The sequence below is a fragment of the Halorubrum sp. Boch-26 genome (assembly GCF_029889805.1).
GTDB lineage: Archaea > Halobacteriota > Halobacteria > Halobacteriales > Haloferacaceae > Halorubrum.
This window is the reverse complement of record NZ_JARANT010000015.1, coordinates 18,732-41,887: the sequence shown is the minus strand read 5'-3', so window position 1 is coordinate 41,887 and position 23,156 is coordinate 18,732. Positions and strand designations below refer to the sequence as shown.

The window sequence follows — 23,156 nt, the reverse complement described above, 5'->3', positions numbered from 1 at the left end:
CCTCGGACGGGCCCGCCGTGGAGACGTGATTCGTGTCGGCGGCCGCGGCCGCCGCCGACGAGGTCGAGGACGTCGACGGCACCGTCACGGGGCGACAGCTCGCCGACTGCCTCCGCTCGGGCGTGGCGTTCCACCACGCCGGGCTCCGCTCGGGCCACCGCTCGGTCGTCGAGGCGGCGTTCCGCGACCGCGACGCGGCCTGTATCTGCGCGACGCCGACGCTCGCCGCCGGCGTCAACGTCCCCGCGCGCCGCGTCGTGGTCCGCGACCAGAAGCGGTACGCCGGGTCGGCGATGGAGTGGCTCCCGACGCTGGAGGTCCACCAGATGTGCGGCCGCGCGGGCCGCCCCGGGCTCGACCCGCACGGCGAGGCGGTGCTCGTCGGCGACGACGACACCGAGGCCGAGCTCGTCGAGCGCTACGTGGAGGGCGATCCAGAGGCCGTCGACTCGACGCTCGCGGACCCCGCCTCGCTCCGGACCCACGTCCTCTCGGCGATCGCGACCGGCTTCGCCGAGACCGAAGAGGAGATCCTCGGCGTGTTCGAGGGCACCTTCTACGCCCGGGAGGCCGGCGCCGGCGGCCTCGCCGACGCCGTCGCGGTCGCGGTCGACGGCCTCGTCGCGGCCGGGATGGTCCGCCGGGAGACCGGCGGGGTCGACGAGTACCGGCTGGTCGCCACGCCCGTCGGCGAGACCACCTCGAAGCAGTACGTCAGGCCGGAGACCGGCGAGCGAATCGTCGCCGGCCTTCGGACCGCCGCGGGGATGTCGACCGCGACGACGCTCACCGTCCTCGAGGTGATCTGCGACACGCCGGACATGCAGGACACCTACCTCGGCAACGAGGAACGCGCCGAGATCTACCGCTTCGCCCGGGCGAACGCGGGCGATCTGACCACGGCGATGCACGAGACCGACGATTTCGAGGAGTGGCTGGAGTCGGTGAAGACCGCCCGGATCCTCGACGAGTGGATCGGCGGGTCGACGGTGGAGGAGCTCGTGGAGGCGTACCGGATCGGGCCGGGCGACCTCGACTCGCGGATCGAGCGCGCCGAGTGGCTGTTGAGCGCGGCCGAGGCGCTGGCGGAGACGACCGGCGTGAGCGTGCCGGCGGTCTCGCGGGCGCGGGCGAGACTCTGAGATCCGTAATGAAAAGCGACCGTCAGTCGGCCGGCTCGACGGCCCGGTGGAACGGCGTCCGGGCGATCGTCCGCCGGAGGTCGGCCAGCGAATCGCGGCCGGCGTCGCCGGCGACGGCCATTACGGCGAACACCTCCTGTCTTGACACCTTCACGCCGGTCTCGGTGAGCGCGTCCTCGGGGCGGGAGCTGAGCTCGCGGAGGGTGCCGACCGCGAGCAGGTACGGGACCGTCCACGCCTCCATCGTGTTCCCGTTCGAGAGCGGCATCGTCTCGAGGTACGCCTGCGCGTCGTCGAGGAAAGACCGGGCGTACTCGGCGGTACGCCCGACGACGCGGGCGGACGACTCGCGGTTCTCTGGGTGCACGACGCGCTCCTGTTCGACCCCCTCGTCGGCCAGCCACTCGGCGGGCAGATAGACGTTGTTCTCCTCGGTGTAGTCGTCGTACACGTCCTTCGAGACGTTGACGAGTTGGAGGAGGAGTCCGAACTCCTCGGCGGTGTCGCGGAGCTGTTGTGCCCGGTCCTCTCCGACGTCGCCGCGGGTGAGGAGGTTCGTGATGAGGTTGCCGACGGTACCGGCGGCGTAGTAGCAGTACTGCTCTAACTCGTCGCGGTCGTCGATGCGGAGCCCGCCCTCGGTGGCGTGGCGGTCGACGAACATCGCCATCCCGTCGACCATCTCCAGCACGGGCGGGACGATCGCCCCGCGGGCCTCGGGGCCGAGGTCCTCGAACGTCGCCACGATCGTCGGGGCCTCGGCGACGACCTCCCAGTCCTCGTCGCGCTCGGCGGGCGCCGGGAGCCACTCGTTGACACCGTCGCGAAACGCCGCGATGTCGACGTCCGTGTCCGGGTCGATGGCGTTCCGGTACGTGCGCAGCACGTCGCTTTGCGCCTCGGGAGGGATGTGGCCGGCGTCCTCGACGGTGTCGGCGACTCGACAGAGGAGGTACCCCACGCAGATCTGCGAGGCCATCGGCTCCTCCAACACGTCGACCGTCAGCGCGAAGGTCCGAGAAACGCCCTGAACCGCCTCGTGACACCACGAGAGATCGGGATCAGCGGGACCGTGTGCTCGTCCGCTCATTCAGTTACCGACACTTACGGCACAACGCATAAAAAGCCTCGTGGAACGCGCGAACTCGGAGGGCGTGTACAACCGTGTGGAAACGGCTAAGTTTCCCTGCGGGAAGGGGTAGCCATGGACTTCACGCTCTCCGAGGAACAGCGCCAGATCCGCGACACGGTCGCGGAGTTCGTCGACGAGGAGGTCGTTCCGCGTGCCGCCGAGATCGACGAGACGGACGAGTTCCCGGCCGACCTGATCGACGAGATGGCGGAGTTGGGGCTCATGGGGATGCCGTTCCCCGTCGAATACGAGGGCGCCGGGCTCGACTATCACAGCTACGCGATCGGTCTCGCGGAGATCTCGCGAGGCTCCGGCGGGCTCGGCACCGTCGTCGCCGCTCACACCTCGCTTGCGGGCAATATGCTGTACGAGTTCGGCGACGAGCGTCAGAAGGAGACCTATCTCTCCGCGCTCAACACCGGCGAGGACATCGGGGCGTTCGCGCTCTCGGAGGCCGAGGCCGGCTCGGACGTGCCGGCGATGACGACCGCCGCGGAGCGCGACGGCGACGGCTACGTCGTGAACGGCGGGAAGCTCTGGATCTCGAACGGCTCCGTCGCGGACACGGTCACCCTGTTCGCGAAGACGGACCCCGACGCGGGCCGGAAGGGAATCTCCGCGTTCGTCGTCCGCCCGGAGGAGGACGACGGGTTCGTCGTCGAGGGGACGGAAGACAAGCTCGGCGACAAGGGGTGTCCGACCGCCGAGCTCCGCTTCGACGACGTGTGGATCCCCGAGGAACGCCGGCTCGGCGCGGAGGGTGAGGGGTTCGTGCAGGCCTTAAAAACGCTGAACGGCGGCCGGATCACGATCGCGGCGCGCTCGGTCGGGATCGCGCGGGCCGCGCTGGACGAGGCGGCGTCGTACGCGCAGGAGCGCGAGCAGTTCGACCGCGCCATCGCCGACTTCCAGGCGATCCAGCACAAGCTCGCAGATATGGATACGAAGGCCCGCGCCGCGGAGCTGCTCATGCACGAGGCGGCGGACCTGAAGATGCGCGACGAGGACTACATCAAGGAGGCCGCGCAAGCGAAGCTGTACGCCTCCGAGATCTCCCGCGAGGTCGCCAACGAGGGGATCCAGATCCACGGCGGCTACGGGTACACGAAGGACTTCCCCGCCGAGCGCTTCTACCGCGACGCGAAGCTCTCGGAGATCTACGAGGGGACCAGCGAGGTCCTGCGAAACACCATCGCGCAACGGTTGCTCGACGAGTAGTCAGGGGTGGGTGCCGGGTTACTTTTCGTCGCCTGCGGTGTCGTCGTCCGACTCCTCCTCGGTCTCGGCCGGATCGTCTGAGAGCTCGTCGTCCGGAGTCTCATCGTCACTCTCCTCGTCTCGTTCGTCTCCCCGACGTGCCACGTCCGCGTCGGACGGGAACCGGTCGACCGCGTACTCACCGGTGTCGATCCGTTCGGCGGGCTCGGAGTAGTCCCGTTCGCTCGTGGCGAAGTCCGGTCGGATCACGCCGTTGTCGGGGATCTCCGGGCTGGTCTCGTCGTCGCGGTTGTCGGCGTCGTCGGCGTCGTCGGCGTCGATACCGCTGCGCTCGGGATCGCGGTCAGCGTCGGGAGTCCCGGCGGTGTCCGCGATACCCGGTTCGGTGGTGCCTTCGGCGGATTCGGTGTCCGTGGCATCGTCGGCGCCAGCGGTGTCGACGGCAGCGACATCGTCGCCGCGGTCCGACTCGACCGCGTCGTCGAGGTCGCCCTCGAACCACTCGAAGCGGTCGCGCCGGTCGCGGTGGCTCGCGAGCGCCGACTGGAGCCGCTCTTGGAGCGCCTCGCGGAGCTCGATCGCCTCGTCGACCTCGAAGTCGACGGCGGCGGCCGACGTGCCGGCGATGGAGCTGCTCCCGGCGGTGTCGGCGACGATCGTCGCCACGTTCCAGCGGCGCTGGAAGATCGTCCGGCTGTCGATGACGGTCTGTATCCGGTAGTACGGGACGACGGTCACCGTTCGGCTCCAGAAGCCGTTGCGCGTGAGGAGGTGGTCGTCACCGAGCCAATAGCCGCGGTGTTTCCACTTCAGGTGCGCCGCGGGCAGCACCGCCACCAGGAGAACGGCGGGTCCGTACCACGGGAGGTCAGGGGTCACGTACCAGTCGACCGCGAAGGCGACTCCGACGAGGACCGCGACGGCGATCGCATACCGGAAGACGTACCGCCACCGGATCCGCTTCGGCGGGCGGGAGAACGTCGGCGTCCCGAACGACTCCACCTCGTGGGCGAGCCGGTAAACGCGGTCCGTCGTCGCGATGGGAACGGCCGCCTGACTCCCCCCGTCACTGGACTGTCCGGGGGCGTAGCCGGCGGTCTCGATCGACAGGCTCGCGTAGCCGAGCGCCCGCTTCGCCGGGTTGTCGGTGATCGTCAGCGTCTGGATCTTCTCGGTCGGAATCGAGCCGCTGTACCGCCGGAACAGCCCTCGCTCATACCGGAGCTCGTCGCCGGCCCGCGAGAGGCGGAACCCGTAGTAGTTCGAGAACGCGACGCCGGCGCCGAGGATCCACGACACGAGGAACAACCCGCCGACGGCGACGATGGCGGTCGCAGTGAGTGCGACGGCGGACGTCTCGGGGATAAATCCCGAGAGCACCGGGACCGATCCCGAGCCCAAAAAGGCCATCAGACCGATGAGCCGGCCGTCGAACGACAGCGCGCCGACGAGGGCGAGTTCGCCCGGCGAGATGGCGAACAGGTCCTCCTCCGCGGGCTCGACCGCGTCGCGGTCGGCGTCGGCAGCCCCGTCCACCGCACCGGCCTCACCGGCCGACGCGCCGGACTTGCGGCGCTGGACTTCGCGGCGGAGCCGCGTCGCCTCCTCCGGCTTGACGAAGCGGATCGACCCCTCGGTGGAGGAGCCGCCGGCGGTCTCCAGGTCGACCGCGGCGATCCCGAGCGCCCGCTGGATCACGCTCTGGCTCACGTCGACGTTCTGGATCCGCCGGTAGGGGATCTCCCGCTCGCGCCGCGAGATCACGCCCGAGGAGATGTCGAGCGTGTCCGCCGTGAGATCGTACGCGAACCGCCGGTAGTAGGCGACCTCGTACGCGAGCGCGACGAGAAGGATGGCGCCCCCGGCGGCCGCCGCCGCCGGGAGCCCCCAGTCGTTGCTGTTCACGACGAAGAAGGCGACGACGACGAACCCCGACACCTTCTGGAGTGTGCGGTACGGGACCGACTGGGGCGCGAGTTTCACACCGCGTCCTCCCCGTCCGCACGGATCGCCAGTCGCTTCAGCTCCTCGCGGAGGTCGCTCGCGCCGTCCGGCGTCAGTCCCGGAATTCGGACGTCCGCGCCGCGGGAGCCGGCCGTGTAGACCACACAGGAGGCGAGGCCGACGCTGCGCTCGACCGGACCGCGTCGGGAGTCGACGTGCTGGATCCGTACCAGCGGCACCGTCGTCCGGACCTGCGTGACCACGCCGCGGTCGAGGTACAGCGCGTCCTCGCGGATCTCGTAGCTCCAGCGTCGGTACTTGAGCACGGCGTGGACCACGCCGAGCGCGAGGACGACGCCGCCCGCGACGACCGGCGCCCACCTCGGGAGGCGATCGAGGTAGAACGCACCGACGAACGGGAGGGAGAGCACCGCCGCGACGATCACCGCACGGAGGACCCACACGACCTGAATGCGGGGGTGCAGCGACTGTGTCGTCATCGACGTTCCCCCGCCGCGTGTCCACGTGTCATACGCCGCCGTTGTCGGCGGCGACGTATAAGTCCGGGCGAAACGGGCTCGCTCCGTCGCGTACCGGCTCGCGTTCGCACGCCGAGCTTCCAGAGGACCGCGAGTTGGTCCCGTCGGCGGTCGAACCCGATCGTCTCGCGTCAGACCCGCCGGATCCGGTCCGCACTCACGTCGATCCTCTCGGCGGAGTGAACGATCGGCTCGCCGTCGGGTCGCTCGAAGCCGTTCGCCGCGAAGAGGGTGTTCTCCCGGACCTCGGCGGTCCCCTCGCGCAGCGTCCACGGCTCGTGAGCGATCTCGCCGCGGTAGAGGCGGTTGCCGTGGGCGTAAAACCGGTAGTTCTCGACGAGGAACGCCGCGAGCGACCCCGAGTCTGCCGTGAACGCCTCGCCGGTCGACCCGTAGGTCGCGTCGAACCGGGCGCTCGGGACGCCGCGGTGCGTCCGGCGGCTTCGGAACCGGACGCCCCCGTCGTCGCCGGCGGCCGCCGCGCTCATCTCGGCGCGGTAGTACGGCAGGGCGAACAGCCGCCGGGCGACAGCGACGCCGAGCCGGTCGTCGGCGTCGAGGTTGTAGAAGTAGACGCCGGGACCCTCCGGCCCCTCGACGTATGTCCTGAGGTTGAGTTCCGGGAAGGTGAGGCCGACGGGAGCTCCCCGGGGACGGATGTCCTCCATCACGAACGCGACGACGCCGAGGTAGGCCTCCCCGTCGTGGGTGGCGACCGAGAGACCCTCCGGAAGCGTCTCGTCGACGACGGCGGGATCGACCGGCCAATGAAGGAACAGACCGTCGCGCCACGTCATCTCCAGCCAGCGGCGTCCGAGCATACGAACGGTAGGGTCGCGAGGGGCAAAACCCGCACGGCGGGCGAGCCGACCGCCGCGTTCGGCGATCGGAGCGCGACCGGAAGGGATCCGCCCTCGTCAGTCGCTCCGAGCCCGTGAATCGGGGGCGTCTTCGGCCTCCTTCCACTCCCCGAGTCCGGAGGGATCGAGGTGGATGTGGACATCGCCGACGTCCTCCAGATCACGGAGCCCGGTGACGAGCGCCGTCTCGACCGCGTGGGCCTCGTGGAGCGTCATCCCGCCGTCGACCTCGACGTGGACCTCGACCTCCAAGTCGGTCCCGTCGTAATACACCGTCAGGTCGTGCACGCCCTCGACGGCCGAGTGTTCGCGGAGCGCCTCGGTGACGCGCTCGCGGTCACCGGCCGGCGGCGCCGCCCCGACGAGGTAGGTGACGTTCTCGCGGGCGATCTTGACGCCCTGATACACGACGAGGAGACTGACCAGTGCGCCGGCAATCGGGTCGAGGACGGGAAATCCGAGCAGCACGCCGAACACGCCGACCAGCGCCGCGATGGTGGTGTAGATATCGTTGAGACAGTCGGCCGCGAGCGCGGTCAGGGCCGTCGATCCGAGGGTCGCGTTGACGCGCTCCGTGTACCAGTAGAGGAGGTACATGTCGACCATCGCGAACAGCAGCGCGGCGACGAGGACCGGGCTCGCAGCGACCTCCGTGGGACCGATCAGTCCGACGACCGACTCCCGGAGCAGGAGGGCGCCGAGCAGGACGATGGTCGCGCCGACGAACAGCGCCGTCAGCGGCTCGATCCGCTGGTGACCGTGCGGATGCGTCTCGTCGGCGTCGTCGTACCGCGAGCCGCCCCAGACGAACACGACCGCGCTGGCGACGAGATCGGCGACCGAGTGCGCGGCGTCCGCCAGCAGCGCCACGCTCCCGAACGTCACCCCGGCCGCGCCCTCGACCGCGATCTTCACCGCGTTGCCGAGGACGTTCATCCACGCGGCTCGCTGGAACCGAGCCTTCTCGCCGTCGCCCCACGGGCGCCACATACGTCCAAGTTGCCGTCGGCCGTGTTTAAGAACCTCGCCGTTTCGGTCGGCATCGTCGACCCGCGGACGCGCGTGAAGTTGTTCCGGTCCGTCGAGGCCGTCGACGACCGGTGCGTTCTGCGGAAAAACGCGGATCGCCTCCCGTCGTAACGACTAAGAACGAAACGCTCCTCGGTTACGATAATGAATTATGAGTCTTTCGCCCGAGGTGGTCCCCATGGGCGTCGAGATTAAGGAAACGGAGGTGAGCGACGAGGACTTCGAGGAAATGAAAGGGTTTGTGAGAGATTACCTCGCAGCCAGCGTCGAAAGCGAGGTGGACGGCGGTCGAATGCGCTGGTATCCGTGGCACTCCGCGGACTACCGGTTCAACCACATCCTCAACGTCGTCGATCTCGCGACCGAGATCGCCGAGGCGGAGGGCGCCGACGGCGACGTGGTCCGAGTGGCCGCGGTGTTTCACGACGTGGCGAAGCTGGAGGCGGAACAGGACGTGCACGCCGAGGCGGGCGCGCGCGTCGCCCGCGAGTACCTCCAGAGCCGCGGCAACTACCCCGAGTCGTTCGTCGAGGAGGTGTGCGGGGCCGTCGTCGAGCACTCGTACACGGGCGATCTCGCCGACGTGCCGCTGGAGAGCCGGTGTCTGATGGAGGCGGACCTGCTGGACAAGGTCGGCGCGAACGGCGCCGTGCTGATGCTGCTCCGGATGGGGTACGAGTCTCGCACGCACATGGACGCCGCGAAGATGGTCGACCGCGTGCTCCAGCGCGCCCGCGACCACACGGAGCGCGTCGTCTCCGACAGCGCCGAGAGCATCGCCCACCAGCGTATCAAGCGCGTGAAGTGGCTCCGCGAGTGGTTAGAAGAAGAGGTCACGCGGATGGACGCGGAGGGCGTCACCGACCGCTGAGCGCGGCGCGTCTCACTTCTCCGGGTCGACCCGCGGGAGCATCGTCTCTACGTATTTTCGGGTGCCGCGCCGGGTGCCGTCCGCCCAGTCGCGGTCGGCGGTCGTCGCCCAGCGGAGCATCCCGCCCATCGCGAGCGTCTGCAGCGTAGAGGCGACCTCCGCCGAGCTTATCCGAGACGGCTCGTGAGGCGCGTCGGTTGCGTCGCCGAGGTTCGCGTCGGCCGGGCTCCCCGCGTCGAGGGCGGCCGCCGCCTCGCGGACGGTCCGTTCGAGGAACGCCTCGAACACGCGGTCGCTGCGGTCGAAGTGGTCGCGGTAGGCGTCGTCGCTGGCGGCCTGTGCCCGGAGCTCGATGATGACGGTCAGGAACTCGGCGTCCGGCGCGTACTCGTCGTCGACGGACCCGGGCTCCGTCGTCGCCGCGAGGTAAACGTCGAGCCGCTCTCGGGGCGTCAGGTCGAACTCGCCGGCCGACACCGACGCCTCGAATCCGTCGAGGAGGAAGCCGAGCAGGTCGACGAGCAGCTCGTCTTTCCCGTCGTAGTGGTGGTAGACGAGCGACGGGCTCTTGTCGAACTCCTCGCCGATCCGGCTGATCGTGAGGTCGGCGTACCCGTGCTCGCAGAGCGCGCGGAACGCCGCCCCGAGGATGGCCTGACGGGTGTCGGTCGGCTCCGCGAACGGGTCGTGCATGGGCGACGTACCGCGGCCACGTATAAATCGGCCCTGATTGAACGTTCATTCAACACGCTTAACACGGGAGCGATCCATACGACCGTATGACTCGACGCGAGGCATTCGGCGGTCGATCGGCGGCTCGAGGCTCGACCGCGGTCGACGGGGACGGCGACGGGGGCGGGAGATGAGTCGGCTCGCACGGGCCGGCACGCTCGTACTGGTGGCCGTCGCCGTTACGGCCCTCGTCGGCGCCACCGCGTTCGCTGGGGCCGCGGCGCCCGCGGGAGGTGATGCGCCCACGCCCTCCTCCTCCCTTGCAGACGACGATATCGCCGCGCAGACGACGGATCGACAGATCCGCGGATCACCCGCGCTCGAACTGTTCGCCTCCCAGCGAACGGTGCCGAGCGGCGCCGAATCGACGGTGACCCTCGACATCCTCAACACCGGGCAGATGGTGTTCGGGAACCAGCTCGACTCGCGGGTGACGACGGCACGCGGGCTCACGCTGGAGATCGACGACGGCGACGTACCGATCGAGGTCGGCGACGGTCGGACCGTCGTCGGCGACGTGCGAACCGAGGCGAGCCCGGTCCAGGTTCCGCTCGACGTTACGGTCCCCGACGACGTGCCGGACGGGGAGTACGAGGTCGAGGTGACGGCCCGTTACCGATACACCTTCGAGGTCATCCCCGAGTTCAACGACCACAAGGACCGGCGCGGCACCGACCGCTTCGACGTCACGATCGTCGTCGACGACGGCGCGCGGTTCGCGATCGTCGAGACCGACACCGACGCCCAGGTCGGCGGGGGCGGCGACGTGACCGCGACGCTCCGGAACGTCGGCGACGAGGCCGCCCGCGACGCGGTCGTCTCCGGGACGACGACCAGCAGCGCGGCGGTGGTCGGCGACGGGAGCGCCGAGACGTTCGTCGGCGACTGGGCGCCCGGAGAGAACCGGACCGTGACGTTTGATTCCACGATATCCTCGTCGTTCGGCGAGGGAGCGTACGCGCTCGTCACGTCCGTCGATTATCGGGACCCGGACGGGATCGACGAGACCTCTCCCTCCTCTCGGGCCGGCGTGGTGCCGATCGGCGAACAGTCGTTCTCGATCGACGGGGTGGAGGGAAGCTTAGAGGTCGGCTACTCCGGGGCCGTTAGCGGGACGCTCACCAACGAGGGGCCGCTCGACGTCGACGACGCGGTGCTCGTCGCCGACCCGCAGAGCGACCGCGTGACGATCGGCGAGCGGCGGTACGCGCTCCCGGAGATCTCGGCGGGCGAGTCCGTCGAGTTCTCGTTCGACGCCGACGTGAGCGGGAGCGCCGACCCCGGCCCCCGTCAGTTCCGGTTCACCACCGAGTACACGAACGGCGATTCGACCATCGCGGTCGACGAGACCCGTCGGATCGAAGTCGCGCCGCGCCAGCCCGAGTTCGCCCTCGTCGCGAACAACGCGACCGTCCCGGCCGGCGAGACGCGACGGGTCACCTTCGAGATCACCAACCAGCGGCCGGAGACGCTCTCGTCGATCAACGCCGGGCTGTACGCCGACAGCCCGCTCTCGGCCCCCAACGACGAGGCGTTCATCGACGAACTGGCGCCGGGCGAGTCGACCGAGATCAGCTTCGAGGTGGCCGCCTCGTCCGGCGCGAGCGTCGAGACCCACCCGATCGAGTTGGACTTCCGCTACGACGACGAACGCGGCAACGACCGGATCTCGGACGTCACCCAGTATCCGGTCGAGGTGACGGAGTCGACCGACGACGGCGGGCTTCCGCTCGTCCCGATCGCCGTCGGCCTCCTCGTCGTCGTCGCCGGCGCTGGAGCCGTCGTCCGCTATCGGCGGCGGTGACCGGATGGGCGACCACAGCGCCCGCGCGAATCTGATCGAGCGATGGGCCCGGAGCCGACGGAGGCGGCCGTGACTGCGGCCGACCGGATCGTCGAGCGGGTCGACGCGCTCGTCACGGACCGACCGGCGGCCGTGATCGCCGTCTTCCTCCTCGTCAGCGTCGTCGCCGTCGGCGGTCTGGCGGGGATCACCACCTCGGCCGGCGCCGACCAGTTCACGCAGGACATCCCCGCGCAGCGCGCGCTCGACGACATCGACGAGGAGTTCGAGACGTCGATAGGCGGGTCCGCGACGTCGGCGCAGGTCATCGTCACCGACGACAACGTGCTCTCGCGGTCGACGCTGATCCGCGTCCTGGAGACGCAGGATCGGCTGGAGTCGCGGTCGACTCTCCGGGTACGCTCGACGACGAGCCACGCGGACGCGATCGCAAGACAGCTCGACCCGTCCGCCGAAGCGCCGGGCGAGCGCCGCGACGCGGTCGCGGAGGCGACGCCGGCCGAGCTGCGGGCGGCGATCACGGACGCCGATGCGTCCGGGGCCGTCGCGGCACAGGTGTCCGTCGACTACAATCCGACCGCCCAGCGAGCCGACGCCGCCATCGTCGGTATCACCTACGACCTGCCCGAGTCGGCGACGACCGGTCGGGTGACCGAGCTGCAGACGCAGAGCGTCGCCGTCGTCGACTCCGTCCCGGGCAACGAGGCCGGTGACAACGCCGTCCTCTTCGGCGACGGCATCCTTCAGTCGGAGATCACGGCGCTGCTCGGCGACACCGCGATCATCGTCTTCCCCGCGGCGCTGCTGCTCATCCTCGGCTTCCTCGTGTTCGCCTACCGCGATCCGATCGACATGGGGATCGGGCTCGTCGCCCTCCTGCTGTCGCTGTTATGGACGTTCGGGTTCATGGGGTACGCGGGGATCCCCTTCTCCGACTCGCTCATCACCGTCTTCCCGCTGCTGCTCGCGGTCGGGATCGACTTCGGGATCCATATCGTCAACCGCTATCGGGAGGAGCGCGGCGAGGGGCTTTCGATCGCGGCCGCGATGCGGACGACGACCGACCAGCTTTTGATCGCCTTCCTGCTCGTCACGATCACCACCGTGTTCGGGCTCGTGTCGAACGTGGTGAGCCCCTTCGAGCCGAACCGGGACTTCGGGATCGTCGCCGCGGCGGGGATCACGTTCACGCTCGCGGTGTTCGGCGTGTTCCTCCCGGCGACGAAGGTGCTCGTCGACCGCTGGCGCGAGCGGCTCCCGATCCCCGAGTTCGGGACGACCGCGCTCGGGTCGGGCGGTTCGCGGCTCGGGCGCGTGTTGCGCGTCGGCGTCGACCTCTCGAAGGTCGCTCCCGTGGCGGTCGTCGCCGTGTTGCTCGTCGGCGGGGCGGTCGGGGGCGCGTACGGGACCGGCGTGAACACCGAGTTCTCCGAGGAGGCCTTTTTCCCCGACGAGGACCGGCTGGAGACGTACTCGAACCTGCCGGAGCCGTTCGCGCCGACCGACTACACCTTCCTCCGGGTGCTCTCGCTGTTCGAAGAGGAGTTCGAGCAGAGCTTCGTCGGGAGCGTGACGCTGTACGTCGACCAGTCCGTGCGCGACGACGACGCCTTGGAGCTGATCGACCGGACCACGCGCAACCCGCCGGACACCTTCGCGACGACCGACGAGCGGCGCGCCGCGTCCACGAGCGTCGTGACCGTCATTCGGGACCAAGCGGAACGGGACCCCGAGTTCAGCGCGCTCGTGGATCGCAACGACCGGCTCGGCACCGGGGTCCCCGACCGCGACGTCGACGAGGTGTACGACGCGCTGCTCGACTCGCCCGCCCGGGGCCAAGCACGCGGGTACCTCGCCGCCGATCGCGGGAGCGCGCGGATCGACTACACTATCCGCCCCGGCGTCGACAACTCCGAGGCGGTCGCGGACGTCCGCGACCTCGCCGAGCGCACCCCCTTGGAGGCGGTGCCGACCGGCGATCTCGTCGTCAACGAGGCCGTGATCGACCGGCTCACGACCTCCGCGATCCGAAGCCTGTTCGCCGCGTTCGGGCTCACCGCGGTGTTCCTCGCGCTGTCGTACGCCTACCTGGAGGGGAAGGCCGTCTACGGCCTCCTCAACCTCGTCCCCGTGCTCGTCACGGTCGGGCTGCTCGTCGGGTCGATGCGGCTGTTCGATATCCCGCTGACGCCGATCAACGCGCCGATCCTCTCGGTGTCGATCGGGCTGGGGGTGGATTACACCGTCCACTTCGTCCACCGGTTCGTCGACGAGTTCAAGGCCGGCAAGGCGGTCGACGAGGCGCTCGACGTCACCATCGCGGGCACGGGCGGGGCGCTCACCGGGAGCATGCTCACGACCGTCTGCGGGCTCGGCGTCCTGTGGCTCGCAGTGATCCCGCTCCTGCGGGACTTCGGCGTGCTGCTCGCGCTCGGCGTGCTGTACGCGTACCTCTGTTCGATCCTGCTGGTCCCGTCGCTGGTTGTCGTCTGGAACCGGTACGGCGACCGCGTCGGGCTGGGGCTCGACGGCGGGCTTCGCGACGAGTCGGCTGAACGGGCGGACTAGTCGCTCGTCGGTTTCTCGGCGTCGTCGGCGCGCTCCGGGACCTCGTCGCCCGCGCGCCGCGACTGGACCTTCCCGGCGAGCACCGCGGCGATGTAGACGCCGACGGCGACGAGGACGATCGTGCCCCCGGCGGTCGTGTTGTAGTTGAATGACAGCGTGATCCCGGCGACCACCGCGATCTGCGCCAGCACGACCGACGCGAGCAGCGCCTCGCGGAAGCCGCGGGCGAGCTGCGCGGCGGCCGCGACGGGGACGACGAGCATCGCCGCGACGAGGATGACGCCCATGATCTGCATCGCGCCGACGACGACGAGGGCGGTCAGCGTCGTCATCAGACGGTTGTACCACGGGACGTCGATCCCGGCGACGCGGGCCGCCGTCTCGTCGAACGTGACGTACAGCAGCTGCTTGTAGGTGATCGTGACGACCAGCGAGACGATCGCGAAGAGGACGACCAGCAGGACGGCGTTCTCCCGCGAGACCGTCGAGAGGTTTCCGAACAGGTACTGGTTGATCCCGACCGCGAGCCCGCCGGTGTTCAGGCTGATGAGGACCGCGCCGAGCGCGAACCCGGTCGAGAGCACGATCGCCATCGACACGTCGTTGTACGCGTCGGTGGTCTCGGCGATCAGCTCGATCGCCAAGGCGGCGATCACGGCGACGACGATCGCGGTGACGTACGGCGAGATCCCCGTGCCGAGCAGCGAGTTGACGAACAGCCCGACGGCGACCCCCGCGAACGCGGTGTGCGCGAGCGCGTCGCCGATGAGCGCGAGCTGCCGGTGGACGAGGAAGGTGCCGATCAGCGGCGCCATCACGGCGATGAGCGCGCCCACGAGGAACGCGTGGTGCATGAAGACGTACTCCAGCATCGCGATCCCGAGCCGGTCGCCGACCCAGCCGAGCCCGTCGCTCCACAGCCCGACGAGCCGCGAGAGGAGCTCAACGGGGGCGTTCAGCAGGGGAATCAGCGCGGTCGTCGGGAGAGAGACCGGCGGGGTCACGTGACGATCCCCCCCTCCTCACGACGGACGTTTGTCCCATAGGCCCGGTCGAGCGCGTCGCTCTCGGCGAACGCCGCCGGATCGCCGTCGAAGTACACCTCGCGGTTGAGACAGACCACCCGCGAGGCGTGCTCGATGACGGCGCCGATGTCGTGTTCGACGAGCAGGACGGTGAGCCCGTCCGCGACGAGCCCGTCGAGGAGGTCGAAGAAGGCGTCGACCGACTCGGCGTCGACGCCGACGGTCGGCTCGTCGAGGACGAGCAGCTCCGCCTCGCCGGCGAGCGCCCGGGCGATGTACGCCCGCTGTCGCTGGCCGCCCGAGAGCGCGGTGATCTTCCGGTCGGCGAGGTGTCCGATCCCGACCGTCTCCAGCGCGTCGCGGGCGCGGTCGCGGTCGGCCTCGGTCACGCGGCCGAAGCCGGCGTGCGGGAACCGCCCCATGAGGACGACTTCGCTCACGGTGATCGGCATGCGCTTCTCGTCTTCGGTCACGTCCTGCGCGACGTAGCCGACGCGCTCCCGCTCCGCGAACGCCCGGGCGGGGTGGCCGAGCAGCTCGGCCGATCCCGCGTCAGGCTCGTGGAGGCCCAACACGAGGCGGAGCAGGGTGCTCTTCCCGGAGCCGTTCGGGCCGACGATCCCGACGTACTCGCCGCGGTCGACCCGCAGGTCCACGTCCTCGATCACCGGCGTCGCGGCGTAGCCGAACGTCAGCCCGCGGACGTCGACGAGGGGTGACTCCCCGCTCATGGCTCGAAGTTTCGGCCGTAGTCGGCGAACGTCACGTCGGCGGGGTCCGCGATCCCGAGCAGGATCCGGAAGGTCGGGAGGTTCACCTGACGGGCGATCTCGAAGTACCCCCACCCCCGCTCGACCCACGACTCGGCGGTGCCGGCGTACGGCGTCACCGGGAAGTACGCCTTGACGTCGGTCTGCTCCAAGAGCTGTCTCGCCGGGCGGATGGGTTCGAACACGGCCGCGCCGATGTGGCGGATGTCGTTGTCGGCGATCGTGTCCTGCGCCCGCTGCATGTCGGCCGGCCGAACGTCGTTGCTGGCCGCGAGATTCACCACCAGCGGCTCGATCGTCGCGCCGTAGCGCTCCGAGACGTAGGCGAAGGCGTTGTGCGCGGCGAGAAACGCCACCTCGCGTTCGGCGGCGTCGAAGACGGCCGTCCACTCCTCGTCGAGAGCGTCGAGCTCCGCGTCGATCGCGGCGGCGTTCTCGCGGATCGTCGCCTCGTCGTCGGGAGCGAGCGCCGCGAGCCCGTCCGCGATGTTCTCGACCGCGACCTTCGCGCGCTGGGGGTCGAGCCAGAAGTGAGGGTCCTTCGCGTCCTCGACCGCCTCCTCCTCGGTGAGCGAGTCGGCGAGGTCGAGCAGCTCGACCCCGGCTCGGGCGTTGATAAGCGCCGTCTCCGTCGACTCCGCAGCCAGCGTCTCGATCGCGCGGTCGACCCACGGCTGGAAGTCGGGCCCGACGTGGACCAAGGCGTCGGCGTCGGTGATCCGGCGCTGGATCGACGGATCCGGCTCCCAGCCGTGGCCGTGGAGCCCGGTCGGCACTAGGTTCTCGACCGTCAGGGCCGTCCCCTCGGCGAGGGTGTCGGCGAAATCGTAGAAGGTGAAGAAGGACGCCACGACCGTGTACTCGCCGTCGTCGTCGCCGGACTCGTCGGCCGCCGAACCCCCGCTGCCAGTTCCCGGATCGGCCGCGTTCCCCGTACAGCCCGCGAGACCGCCCGCGAGAACGCCTGCGCCGATCCCGGCGAACCGCCGCCGGTAGACGCCAGTCGTCTCGTTCGTGTCGGTACTCATTACCGCTTGTTTGGCGAGGTGTATATAATACCCTTTGGATCTAATAAAAAGATTAGATAAGTCTAATTTTGTCGGCGGGCGGAGAAACACGACGGAGCGCCACGAGACCGCCGATACGATTTAGTCGGCAGGCCGAGAGGCGCAGCATAATGGCGGGCACCACCGTGCGCGAGCGCTTCAAGCGGAACGCGAGCGGGATCGCGGCGACGGTCGTGACGGGAACGTGGCTCGCGGCGCTGTTCCTCAACGTGGAGTGGTGGCTCCCGCTGATGCTGTTCGGGTACATCGTCGTCGTGCCGGTGATCGCGATGCTGTTCGAGGAGGAGAGAGAATGGGACGAAGAGAGAGCGCGGGCCGCGGAGATCGAGCGCGAGTCGAGCGCCGAGACCGATGTCGATGACGGACCTGAGCGCGTGCAGGACGCGCTCGATCGGCTCCGGACCCGGTACGCCGAGGGCGATCTCACCGACGAGCAGTTCGAGCGGAAGCTCGGCCGGCTGATGGAGACGGAGACACCGGAAGACGCCGCGGAGTACGTCGAACGGAGCCGCCGGGCCGGGGCGGACTCGGAGCGCGATGTCGAGCGCGAGCGCTGAACCGCCTGCAGTATATATAAACAAGCGCAGGTACCCCTGCTCGACCCGCGAACCTCAAGCTTCAACTGCCGCGACCGAGTGAACGACGTATGAGCGACCAACAGCTCCGCAAGGAAGCGCACGACCTCGACGTCACCGTCTGGGTCGGGAAGAAAGGCGTCGACGCCGTCGTCGACGAGACCGCCGATCAGCTCGACGACGCCAAGCTCGTGAAGGCCAAGTTTCTCCGCGCGGCGCGGGGCGGGACCACGACCGACGAGCTCGCCGCCGAGCTGGCCGACGCGGTCGACGCCGAGCTCGTGGAGACGCGCGGGAACACGGCGGTGCTTCACTGATGAGCGCCGCGGGCGGTACGAATTCGGTCGTCGCGGTCGCGGGGACGCTGGAACCGTTTCTCGGCCCGCTGACCGGTATCGTTATCGACGCCGCGATCTTCCTCGTCGTCGTCGTCGCGACGTACGTCATTTATAAGGCCGTCATCACGTCGCTGATGGAACGCCTGTTCGACAGACAGGGGCTCGACGAGCACGCGCGGCGCCCGCTCCAGAAGATCGTCGCGTTCCTCGTGCTGTTCGGGGGCGTCACGGTCGCGTTCGGCGCGGCGGGGTATCAGGGATTCCTGCGGTCGCTGGCGACCATCGCCGCCGCGGCGACGCTCGCGATCGGCTTCGCGCTCCAAGACGTGATCAAGAACTTCGTCGCGGGCGTCTTCATTTACACCGACAGGCCGTTTCGCATCGGCGACTGGATCGAGTGGCAGGGGAACTCGGGGATCGTCGAGGACATCTCGCTCCGGGTCACTCGCGTTCGCACGTTCGACAACGAGCTGCTCACGGTGCCGAACCACGCCCTGACGAGCGACGTGGTGAAGAACCCGGTCGCGAAGAAGACGCTGCGCCTGAAGTTCGTCTTCGGAATCGACTACGGGGACGACGTCGAGAAGGCGACCGAGATAATCGTCGAGGAGGCCGAAGAGAGCGACGCCATCCTCGACGACCCGGCGCCGTCGGTCCGGCTGACCGAGCTGGCCGACTCGTACGTCGGCCTGCAGTCGCGGATCTGGATCGACGACCCGTCCCGGGCCGACTTCGTGAAGGCGCGCGCCGACTACGTGAAGGCGGTCAAAGTGCGGTTCGACGAGGAGGACATCACCATCCCGTTCCCGCAGCGCACCGTCTCCGGACGGGACGCGTGGTCCGAGCCCTCGTCGTTCGGCGGTGCGGGAGAAGGCGGACTCGGCGGCGACTCGTAAGCCGGTATCGGCGAGGGATCGCGGAGCGACGTCTCCGAGACCGCGTCGACATCGATAGTAACGAACTTGAGGGTCCGGTAACTCGTTGCGTCCATGCATGTGGTCGTCATCGGGGCCGGCGAGGTCGGCACGAGCATCGCTTCAAGCCTCGCGTCGGACCACGTGGTCGTCGTCGTCGACGTCGACCCCGACCGCGCGGAGCAGCTCAAGTACGAGCTCGACGTGCTCACGATCGCCGGCGACGGCACGGCGTCGGACATCCAGACGGCGGCGGAGGTCGACCGCGCGGACATGGTCATCGCCTGCACCGACAACGACCAGACGAACCTCGTCGCCTGCGGCACCGCGAAGACGCTCGGCGACGCGTTCACGATCGCCCGCGTGAAGAGCACCGAGTACCTCCGGACCTGGGAGAGCAGCGAGGGGGCCTTCGGCGTCGACTTCATGGTGTGTACGGACCTCCAAACGGCGGAGAATATCGTCCGCGTGATCGGGCTCCCGGCGGCGATAGACGTCGACCCGTTCGCGAGCGGGCTTGTCCAGATGGCCGAGTTCGAGATCGCCGAAGAGAGCCCCGTGGCCGGGCAGACCGTCTCGGAGGCGGACCGGTTCGAGTCGCTCACCTTCGTCGGACTGTTCCGCGACGGCGAGATGACGATCCCGCGCGGGGACACGGGCATCGAGGCCGGCGACCGCGCGGTGGTGATCGGGAGCCCCGAGAGCGTCCAGGCGTTCGCGACCGACCTCGCGCCGGAAACGACCCCCGGCCGCGCCGACGAGATCGTCGTCGTCGGCGGCAGCGAGATCGGCTACCAGACCGCGCGGCTGCTGGAAGAGCGCGACTTCAGGCCGCGGCTGATAGAGCGGGACCCCGATCGCGCGCGCTGGCTCGCGGAGAACCTCCCGGACACCGTCGTGATGGAACACGACGCCACCGACACGGAGTTCCTCTCGCGCGAGCACGTCGACGAGGCCGATATCGTCGTCACCGCGCTCCGCTCCGACGAGAAGAACCTGCTCATCTCCGTGCTCGCCAAGCGGCTCGGCGTCGACCGGGTGATCGCCGTCGTCGACAGCCCGGACTACGTCACCGTCTTCGAGGAGATCGGCATCGACATCGCGATCAACCCGCGGACCGTGACCGCCGAGGAGATAACGCGGTTCACCTACGAGAGCGTCGCGGAGAACATCGCCGTGTTGGAGAACGACCAGGCGGAGGTGTTGGAGCTCGAACTCACCGAGGGGTGCGGGCTCACCGGTCGGCCGATATCGGAGATCGTCGCCGACAGCGACGCGCGGTTCGTCATCGGCGCGATCACGCGGGACGACGAGCTCGTCACGCCGCGGGGCGACACCGTGCTCCGGGCCGGCGATCACGTCATCCTGTTCGTGGAGTCGGAGTCCGTGAGCGCGATCACCTCGATGGCGTGAAAGTTTCGTGACCTCCGGTATCCGGGTCGGTTGGCGGGCGAGCGTGGGGCTCACCGGCGACGTCCTTGCCGCCCTCCCGGTTCCGCTCGCGTTCCCGCTGCTGATCGCCCTCTACTACGGCGAGTCGCCGCTCCCGTTCGTCGCGGCCATCGCGGTCTCGCTCGCTCTCGGCGCGGCGTTCCGGTCGGTGCAGGACCCGGAGGAGAACCTCGGGCCCCGCGAGGCGTTCCTCGCGGTGGCGCTGATCTGGTTCCTCGTCGCCGCGGTCGGCGCGATCCCGTTCGTGGTCGCGGGCGTCGGGACGGTCGCGCATCCCGTGAACGCGATGTTCGAGTCGATGAGCGGGCTGACGACCACGGGCGCGACCGTGTTGCGCGACTTCTCGCTCCACTCGCGCTCGGTCATGATGTGGCGGCAGGTGATCCAGTGGCTCGGCGGGCTCGGCATTCTGATCTTAGCGACCGCGGTGCTCTCCGAGGTCGGGGTCGGCGGGGCGCAGCTGATGGAGTCGGAGTCGCAGACGCAGGACGTCAACAAGCTCACGCCGAAGATCTCGCGGACCGCGCAGCTCATCTGGGGGACCTACTTCGGGCTCACGGGGCTCGCCGTCATCACCTACTTCCTGCTCGGGCTCGCCGTCGACCCGCGGATGGACCTGTACAACGCGGTCGCGCACGCGTTCACGTCGGTCGCCACGGCGGGGTTCTCCCCGGAGCCGCTTTCCGTCGGCGCGTTCCATCCCGTGATCCAGTGGGCGGTCGTCCCGTTCATGGTGATCGGTTCGACGAGCTTCGTGCTCATCTACTTCTTCATCAACGGGGAGCCGATGCGCCTGTTGAAAAACGAGGAGTTCCACTTCTATCTCGGCGCAATGGGGACGCTCGCGTCGATCGTCGCCGTCGGGCTGTTCCTCGATCCCAGCACCGCATTCGGCGCCGAGGGGACGATACGGCACGCCGTCTTCAACGTCGCGTCGATCGTGACGACGACGGGGTACGCCAGCACCGACTACGTGCTGTGGGCGCCCGCCGCGAAGCACATGCTGTTCATGGGAATGTTCATCGGGGGGATGGTCGGGTCGACCACCTGTTCGATTAAGTCGCTCCGGTGGCTGGTCGCGCTGAAGTCGTTCCGCCGGAACCTCTACACCGCCGTCCACCCGGAGGCGGTTCGGCCGGTCCGCGTCTCGGGGAAGTCGGTCGACGAGAGCGCGATCCGCGACATCTACGCGTACCTCCTCCTGTCGCTCATCATCTTCTTCCTGCTCGCCGTGTTCATCGTCGTCGACGCCGAACGGGGAGACCTCCGAGTGACCGAGTTCGAGGCGCTCGGCGCCGCGGCGACGACGTTCCTCAACATCGGCCCCGCGTTCGGCGACGCGGGCCCGTACGGGACGTTCGCGTCGTTCTCGATGAGCACTCGGGCCGTGATGATCGTCTTAATGTGGATCGGACGAATCGAGATCATTCCCGTACTCGTGCTGTTCACGAAAGCGTTCTGGATGTCGTGACTCCCTTTCAGCCTCTCGGCGTCGTCCCTTCGACAGTTTAATACAGCGAACGAGCAACCCCCATAGCGATCGAATACACATGTCTTGGGGCGTCAACTGGAAGGCGAGCGTGGGGCTTCTCGGGGTCGGAATCAAGTACCTCGCCGTCACGATGCTGGTGCCGCTGGTCGTGGCAGCCGTGTACGGCGAAGATATCTGGGTGTTCCTCGCCTCGATGGCGCTCGTCGCCGCGATCGGAATCGCGGTAGAGCGGGTGGATCCGGACCCGGACCTCGGGCCACGAGAGGCGCTGCTTTTCGTCTCGCTCGCGTGGCTCGCAGCTGCGGTCATCGGGACCATTCCCTACATGCTCGCCGGGCACGGCACGGCGTCGACCGTCGCGACTCCGGTGAACGCGCTGTTCGAGTCGATGAGCGGGTTCACCACCACGGGCGCGACCGTCCTCGGAGAGATCAGTACGGACAGGCACTCTCACGCCCTGCTGATGTGGCGTCAGCTCACGCAGTGGCTCGGCGGCATGGGGATCATCGTCCTAATGATCGCCATTCTGCCCGAAGTCGCCGTCAATGGCGCCCAGCTGATGGCGTCGGAGGCCCCCGGCCCGGAACTACAGAAGCTCACACCGAAGATCGCGGAGACGGCGCGAGCGCTCTGGCTGATCTACTTCGGCTTCACCGTCCTGCTCGTGGCGCTCCTGTACGCGCTTCACCTTCTCGGAATGGCGCCGAACATGGACCTGTATAACGCCGTGGCCCACGGGTTCTCCACCCTCCCGACCGGCGGATTCTCGCCGCAGGCCGACAGCATCGGCGCGTTCTCGGCAGTCGTCCAGTGGGTCATCATCCCGTTTATGCTCGTCGCCGGCGTCAACTTCGCGCTGTTCTGGCACGTGCTACGCGGCGAGGCCGAGGTCATGCTGGAGAACGCGGAGTTCCGCACGTACGCCGGCGCGCTCGCGGTGATCACCGCCCTGCTCGCCGTGATCCTGTTCGGCGGTGCTGCCCCGCCGCTCGAACTCGGTGGGACGACCCAAGGAGTCGCCGAGAACTCGCTCCGGCAGGCGGCCTTCCAGGTCGGGTCGCTGTTGAACTCGACCGGGTTCGCGACGGCCGACTTCGCGCAGTGGGACACCCACGCGCAGGTGTTTCTTCTGTTTACGATGTTCATCGGAGGATCCGCCGGGTCGACCGGCGGCGGAGTGAAGATCGTCCGGTGGCTCATCGTGGGGAAGGCGATCCGCCGCGAGCTGTTCACCACGGCGCATCCGGACGTCGTCCAACCGATCCGCCTCAGCGGGAGCGTCGTCGACGAGGACGCCATCCGCGGCATCATGGCGTTCACGATGATGTACGTCGTGCTGTTCGCGCTCTCGGCGGTGTTCCTCTCGCTCGACGCCGCGCGGATCGGGACCCAACTGACGATGCTGGAGTCGACGAGCGCGTCGCTCGCGACGATCGGGAACATCGGCCCGGGGTTCGGTCGGCTCGGGCCGTTCGGGAGCTACCTCTTTTTCCCCGACACGTCGAAGCTGCTGATGGTGTTCCTGATGTGGATCGGCCGGCTGGAGATCGTCCCGGTGCTCGCGGTGTTCATCTCCGCGATGGACAGTCGGTGACAGAGGGGGTCGAAAACCACAAGCGGTGCGTTTTCAGCGCCGAAGACGGCTTGTAACACCATCTGATTGCTCGGTTGTGCAGAGCGTATC

At 68.8% G+C, this 23,156-nt stretch carries 19 protein-coding genes and 1 pseudogene; 11 read left to right on the top strand and 9 right to left on the bottom strand.

Features of this window, described 5'->3' with window-relative positions:
- Positions 1–38: 38 nt before the first annotated feature.
- Positions 39–1,142, top strand: a pseudogene (locus OQF71_RS03915) (helicase-related protein); the annotation flags it as partial.
- A 22-nt stretch (positions 1,143–1,164) separates the two neighbouring features.
- Here the strand turns inward: OQF71_RS03915 and OQF71_RS03910 are convergent.
- Positions 1,165–2,232 carry a phytoene/squalene synthase family protein gene (locus OQF71_RS03910; protein WP_280585932.1) on the bottom strand — a complete coding sequence of 356 codons (1,068 nt, stop codon included), beginning with the start codon at positions 2,230–2,232 and terminating at the stop codon, positions 1,165–1,167.
- A 114-nt stretch (positions 2,233–2,346) separates the two neighbouring features.
- Between OQF71_RS03910 and OQF71_RS03905 the strand changes: the two genes are divergently transcribed.
- On the top strand, positions 2,347–3,492 hold the full coding sequence (locus OQF71_RS03905; protein ID WP_280585930.1) for an acyl-CoA dehydrogenase family protein: 1,146 nt from the start codon (positions 2,347–2,349) through the stop codon (positions 3,490–3,492).
- Between the two features lie 18 nt (positions 3,493–3,510).
- Here the strand turns inward: OQF71_RS03905 and OQF71_RS03900 are convergent, their stop codons facing one another.
- From OQF71_RS03900 to OQF71_RS03885, 4 genes are all read right to left on the bottom strand, one after another.
- Positions 3,511–5,475, bottom strand: a complete 1,965-nt coding sequence (locus tag OQF71_RS03900) for a PH domain-containing protein (protein ID WP_280585929.1) — start codon at positions 5,473–5,475, stop codon at positions 3,511–3,513.
- Positions 5,472–5,936 carry a PH domain-containing protein gene (locus tag OQF71_RS03895; RefSeq protein WP_280585928.1) on the bottom strand — a complete coding sequence of 155 codons (465 nt, stop codon included), beginning with the start codon at positions 5,934–5,936 and terminating at the stop codon, positions 5,472–5,474. The genes OQF71_RS03900 and OQF71_RS03895 overlap by 4 nt, the downstream gene beginning before the upstream one ends.
- Before the next feature lie 170 nt (positions 5,937–6,106).
- The gene (locus OQF71_RS03890) at positions 6,107–6,796 is read right to left on the bottom strand and encodes a DUF2071 domain-containing protein (protein WP_280585927.1); all 690 of its coding nucleotides are present in this window, start codon (positions 6,794–6,796) and stop codon (positions 6,107–6,109) included.
- 96 nt (positions 6,797–6,892) lie between these two features.
- On the bottom strand, positions 6,893–7,825 hold the full coding sequence (locus OQF71_RS03885) for a cation diffusion facilitator family transporter (RefSeq protein ID WP_280585926.1): 933 nt from the start codon (positions 7,823–7,825) through the stop codon (positions 6,893–6,895).
- Positions 7,826–8,033: 208 nt separating this feature from the next.
- On the opposite strand from OQF71_RS03885, the gene OQF71_RS03880 reads away from it, so the two are divergent.
- Positions 8,034–8,735: an HD domain-containing protein gene (locus OQF71_RS03880; protein WP_280585934.1), complete on the top strand. Its 702-nt coding sequence runs from the start codon at positions 8,034–8,036 to the stop codon at positions 8,733–8,735.
- A gap of 12 nt (positions 8,736–8,747) precedes the next feature.
- On the opposite strand, the gene OQF71_RS03875 is transcribed toward OQF71_RS03880, so the two are convergent.
- On the bottom strand, positions 8,748–9,428 hold the full coding sequence (locus tag OQF71_RS03875; protein ID WP_280585925.1) for a TetR/AcrR family transcriptional regulator: 681 nt from the start codon (positions 9,426–9,428) through the stop codon (positions 8,748–8,750).
- A 169-nt stretch (positions 9,429–9,597) separates the two neighbouring features.
- Here OQF71_RS03875 and OQF71_RS03870 point away from each other — a divergent pair, with 169 nt between their 5' ends.
- Both OQF71_RS03870 and OQF71_RS03865 read left to right on the top strand, forming a co-directional pair.
- The gene (locus OQF71_RS03870; RefSeq protein ID WP_280585924.1) at positions 9,598–11,271 is read left to right on the top strand and encodes a hypothetical protein; all 1,674 of its coding nucleotides are present in this window, start codon (positions 9,598–9,600) and stop codon (positions 11,269–11,271) included.
- Between the two features lie 42 nt (positions 11,272–11,313).
- The gene (locus OQF71_RS03865) at positions 11,314–13,839 is read left to right on the top strand and encodes an MMPL family transporter (protein WP_280585923.1); all 2,526 of its coding nucleotides are present in this window, start codon (positions 11,314–11,316) and stop codon (positions 13,837–13,839) included.
- On the opposite strand, the gene OQF71_RS03860 is transcribed toward OQF71_RS03865, so the two are convergent.
- The 3 genes from OQF71_RS03860 to OQF71_RS03850 are packed head-to-tail and all read right to left on the bottom strand — an operon-like array spanning position 13,836 to position 16,662.
- Complete coding sequence (locus OQF71_RS03860) at positions 13,836–14,843, bottom strand: metal ABC transporter permease (protein WP_280585922.1); 1,008 nt, start codon at positions 14,841–14,843, stop codon at positions 13,836–13,838. The genes OQF71_RS03865 and OQF71_RS03860 overlap by 4 nt on opposite strands.
- A complete protein-coding gene (locus OQF71_RS03855; RefSeq protein ID WP_280585921.1) occupies positions 14,840–15,595 on the bottom strand; it encodes a metal ABC transporter ATP-binding protein in 756 nt (251 codons plus the stop codon). Before OQF71_RS03855 ends, OQF71_RS03860 begins: the two co-directional genes overlap by 4 nt.
- Positions 15,592–16,662 (bottom strand): metal ABC transporter substrate-binding protein, encoded by a 1,071-nt coding sequence (locus OQF71_RS03850; RefSeq protein ID WP_280585920.1) that lies wholly within the window; start codon positions 16,660–16,662, stop codon positions 15,592–15,594. The genes OQF71_RS03855 and OQF71_RS03850 overlap by 4 nt, the downstream gene beginning before the upstream one ends.
- Positions 16,663–16,811: 149 nt before the next feature.
- Between OQF71_RS03850 and OQF71_RS03845 the strand changes: the two genes are divergently transcribed.
- The 6 genes from OQF71_RS03845 to OQF71_RS03820 all read left to right on the top strand — a co-directional run bounded on the left by OQF71_RS03845 (position 16,812) and on the right by OQF71_RS03820 (position 23,066).
- Positions 16,812–17,258, top strand: a complete 447-nt coding sequence (locus tag OQF71_RS03845; protein WP_280585919.1) for an SHOCT domain-containing protein — start codon at positions 16,812–16,814, stop codon at positions 17,256–17,258.
- Positions 17,259–17,347: 89 nt separating this feature from the next.
- Entirely contained in the window at positions 17,348–17,593 is a 246-nt protein-coding gene (locus tag OQF71_RS03840) for a YhbY family RNA-binding protein (RefSeq protein ID WP_280585918.1), read from the top strand.
- Entirely contained in the window at positions 17,593–18,510 is a 918-nt protein-coding gene (locus OQF71_RS03835) for a mechanosensitive ion channel family protein (protein ID WP_280585917.1), read from the top strand. Before OQF71_RS03840 ends, OQF71_RS03835 begins: the two co-directional genes overlap by 1 nt.
- 93 nt (positions 18,511–18,603) lie before the next feature.
- On the top strand, positions 18,604–19,941 hold the full coding sequence (gene trkA, locus OQF71_RS03830) for a Trk system potassium transporter TrkA (RefSeq protein WP_280585915.1): 1,338 nt from the start codon (positions 18,604–18,606) through the stop codon (positions 19,939–19,941).
- 7 nt (positions 19,942–19,948) lie between these two features.
- On the top strand, positions 19,949–21,451 hold the full coding sequence (locus tag OQF71_RS03825) for a TrkH family potassium uptake protein (protein WP_280585914.1): 1,503 nt from the start codon (positions 19,949–19,951) through the stop codon (positions 21,449–21,451).
- Between the two features lie 79 nt (positions 21,452–21,530).
- The gene (locus tag OQF71_RS03820) at positions 21,531–23,066 is read left to right on the top strand and encodes a TrkH family potassium uptake protein (protein WP_280585912.1); all 1,536 of its coding nucleotides are present in this window, start codon (positions 21,531–21,533) and stop codon (positions 23,064–23,066) included.
- Positions 23,067–23,156: the final 90 nt, after the last annotated feature.

Bases quoted from the DNA above. Each gene is read 5' to 3' on its own strand.
- OQF71_RS03910 (WP_280585932.1), bottom strand. From the start codon at position 2,232: ATGAGCGGACGAGCACACGGTCCCGCTGATCCCGATCTCTCGTGGTGT.
- OQF71_RS03905 (WP_280585930.1), top strand. From the start codon at position 2,347: ATGGACTTCACGCTCTCCGAGGAACAGCGCCAGATCCGCGACACGGTC.
- OQF71_RS03895 (WP_280585928.1), bottom strand. From the start codon at position 5,936: ATGACGACACAGTCGCTGCACCCCCGCATTCAGGTCGTGTGGGTCCTC.
- OQF71_RS03890 (WP_280585927.1), bottom strand. From the start codon at position 6,796: ATGCTCGGACGCCGCTGGCTGGAGATGACGTGGCGCGACGGTCTGTTC.
- OQF71_RS03885 (WP_280585926.1), bottom strand. From the start codon at position 7,825: ATGTGGCGCCCGTGGGGCGACGGCGAGAAGGCTCGGTTCCAGCGAGCC.
- OQF71_RS03875 (WP_280585925.1), bottom strand. From the start codon at position 9,428: ATGCACGACCCGTTCGCGGAGCCGACCGACACCCGTCAGGCCATCCTC.
- OQF71_RS03870 (WP_280585924.1), top strand. From the start codon at position 9,598: ATGAGTCGGCTCGCACGGGCCGGCACGCTCGTACTGGTGGCCGTCGCC.
- OQF71_RS03865 (WP_280585923.1), top strand. From the start codon at position 11,314: ATGGGCCCGGAGCCGACGGAGGCGGCCGTGACTGCGGCCGACCGGATC.
- OQF71_RS03855 (WP_280585921.1), bottom strand. From the start codon at position 15,595: ATGAGCGGGGAGTCACCCCTCGTCGACGTCCGCGGGCTGACGTTCGGC.
- OQF71_RS03850 (WP_280585920.1), bottom strand. From the start codon at position 16,662: ATGAGTACCGACACGAACGAGACGACTGGCGTCTACCGGCGGCGGTTC.
- OQF71_RS03845 (WP_280585919.1), top strand. From the start codon at position 16,812: ATGGCGGGCACCACCGTGCGCGAGCGCTTCAAGCGGAACGCGAGCGGG.
- OQF71_RS03840 (WP_280585918.1), top strand. From the start codon at position 17,348: ATGAGCGACCAACAGCTCCGCAAGGAAGCGCACGACCTCGACGTCACC.
- OQF71_RS03835 (WP_280585917.1), top strand. From the start codon at position 17,593: ATGAGCGCCGCGGGCGGTACGAATTCGGTCGTCGCGGTCGCGGGGACG.
- trkA (WP_280585915.1), top strand. From the start codon at position 18,604: ATGCATGTGGTCGTCATCGGGGCCGGCGAGGTCGGCACGAGCATCGCT.
- OQF71_RS03820 (WP_280585912.1), top strand. From the start codon at position 21,531: ATGTCTTGGGGCGTCAACTGGAAGGCGAGCGTGGGGCTTCTCGGGGTC.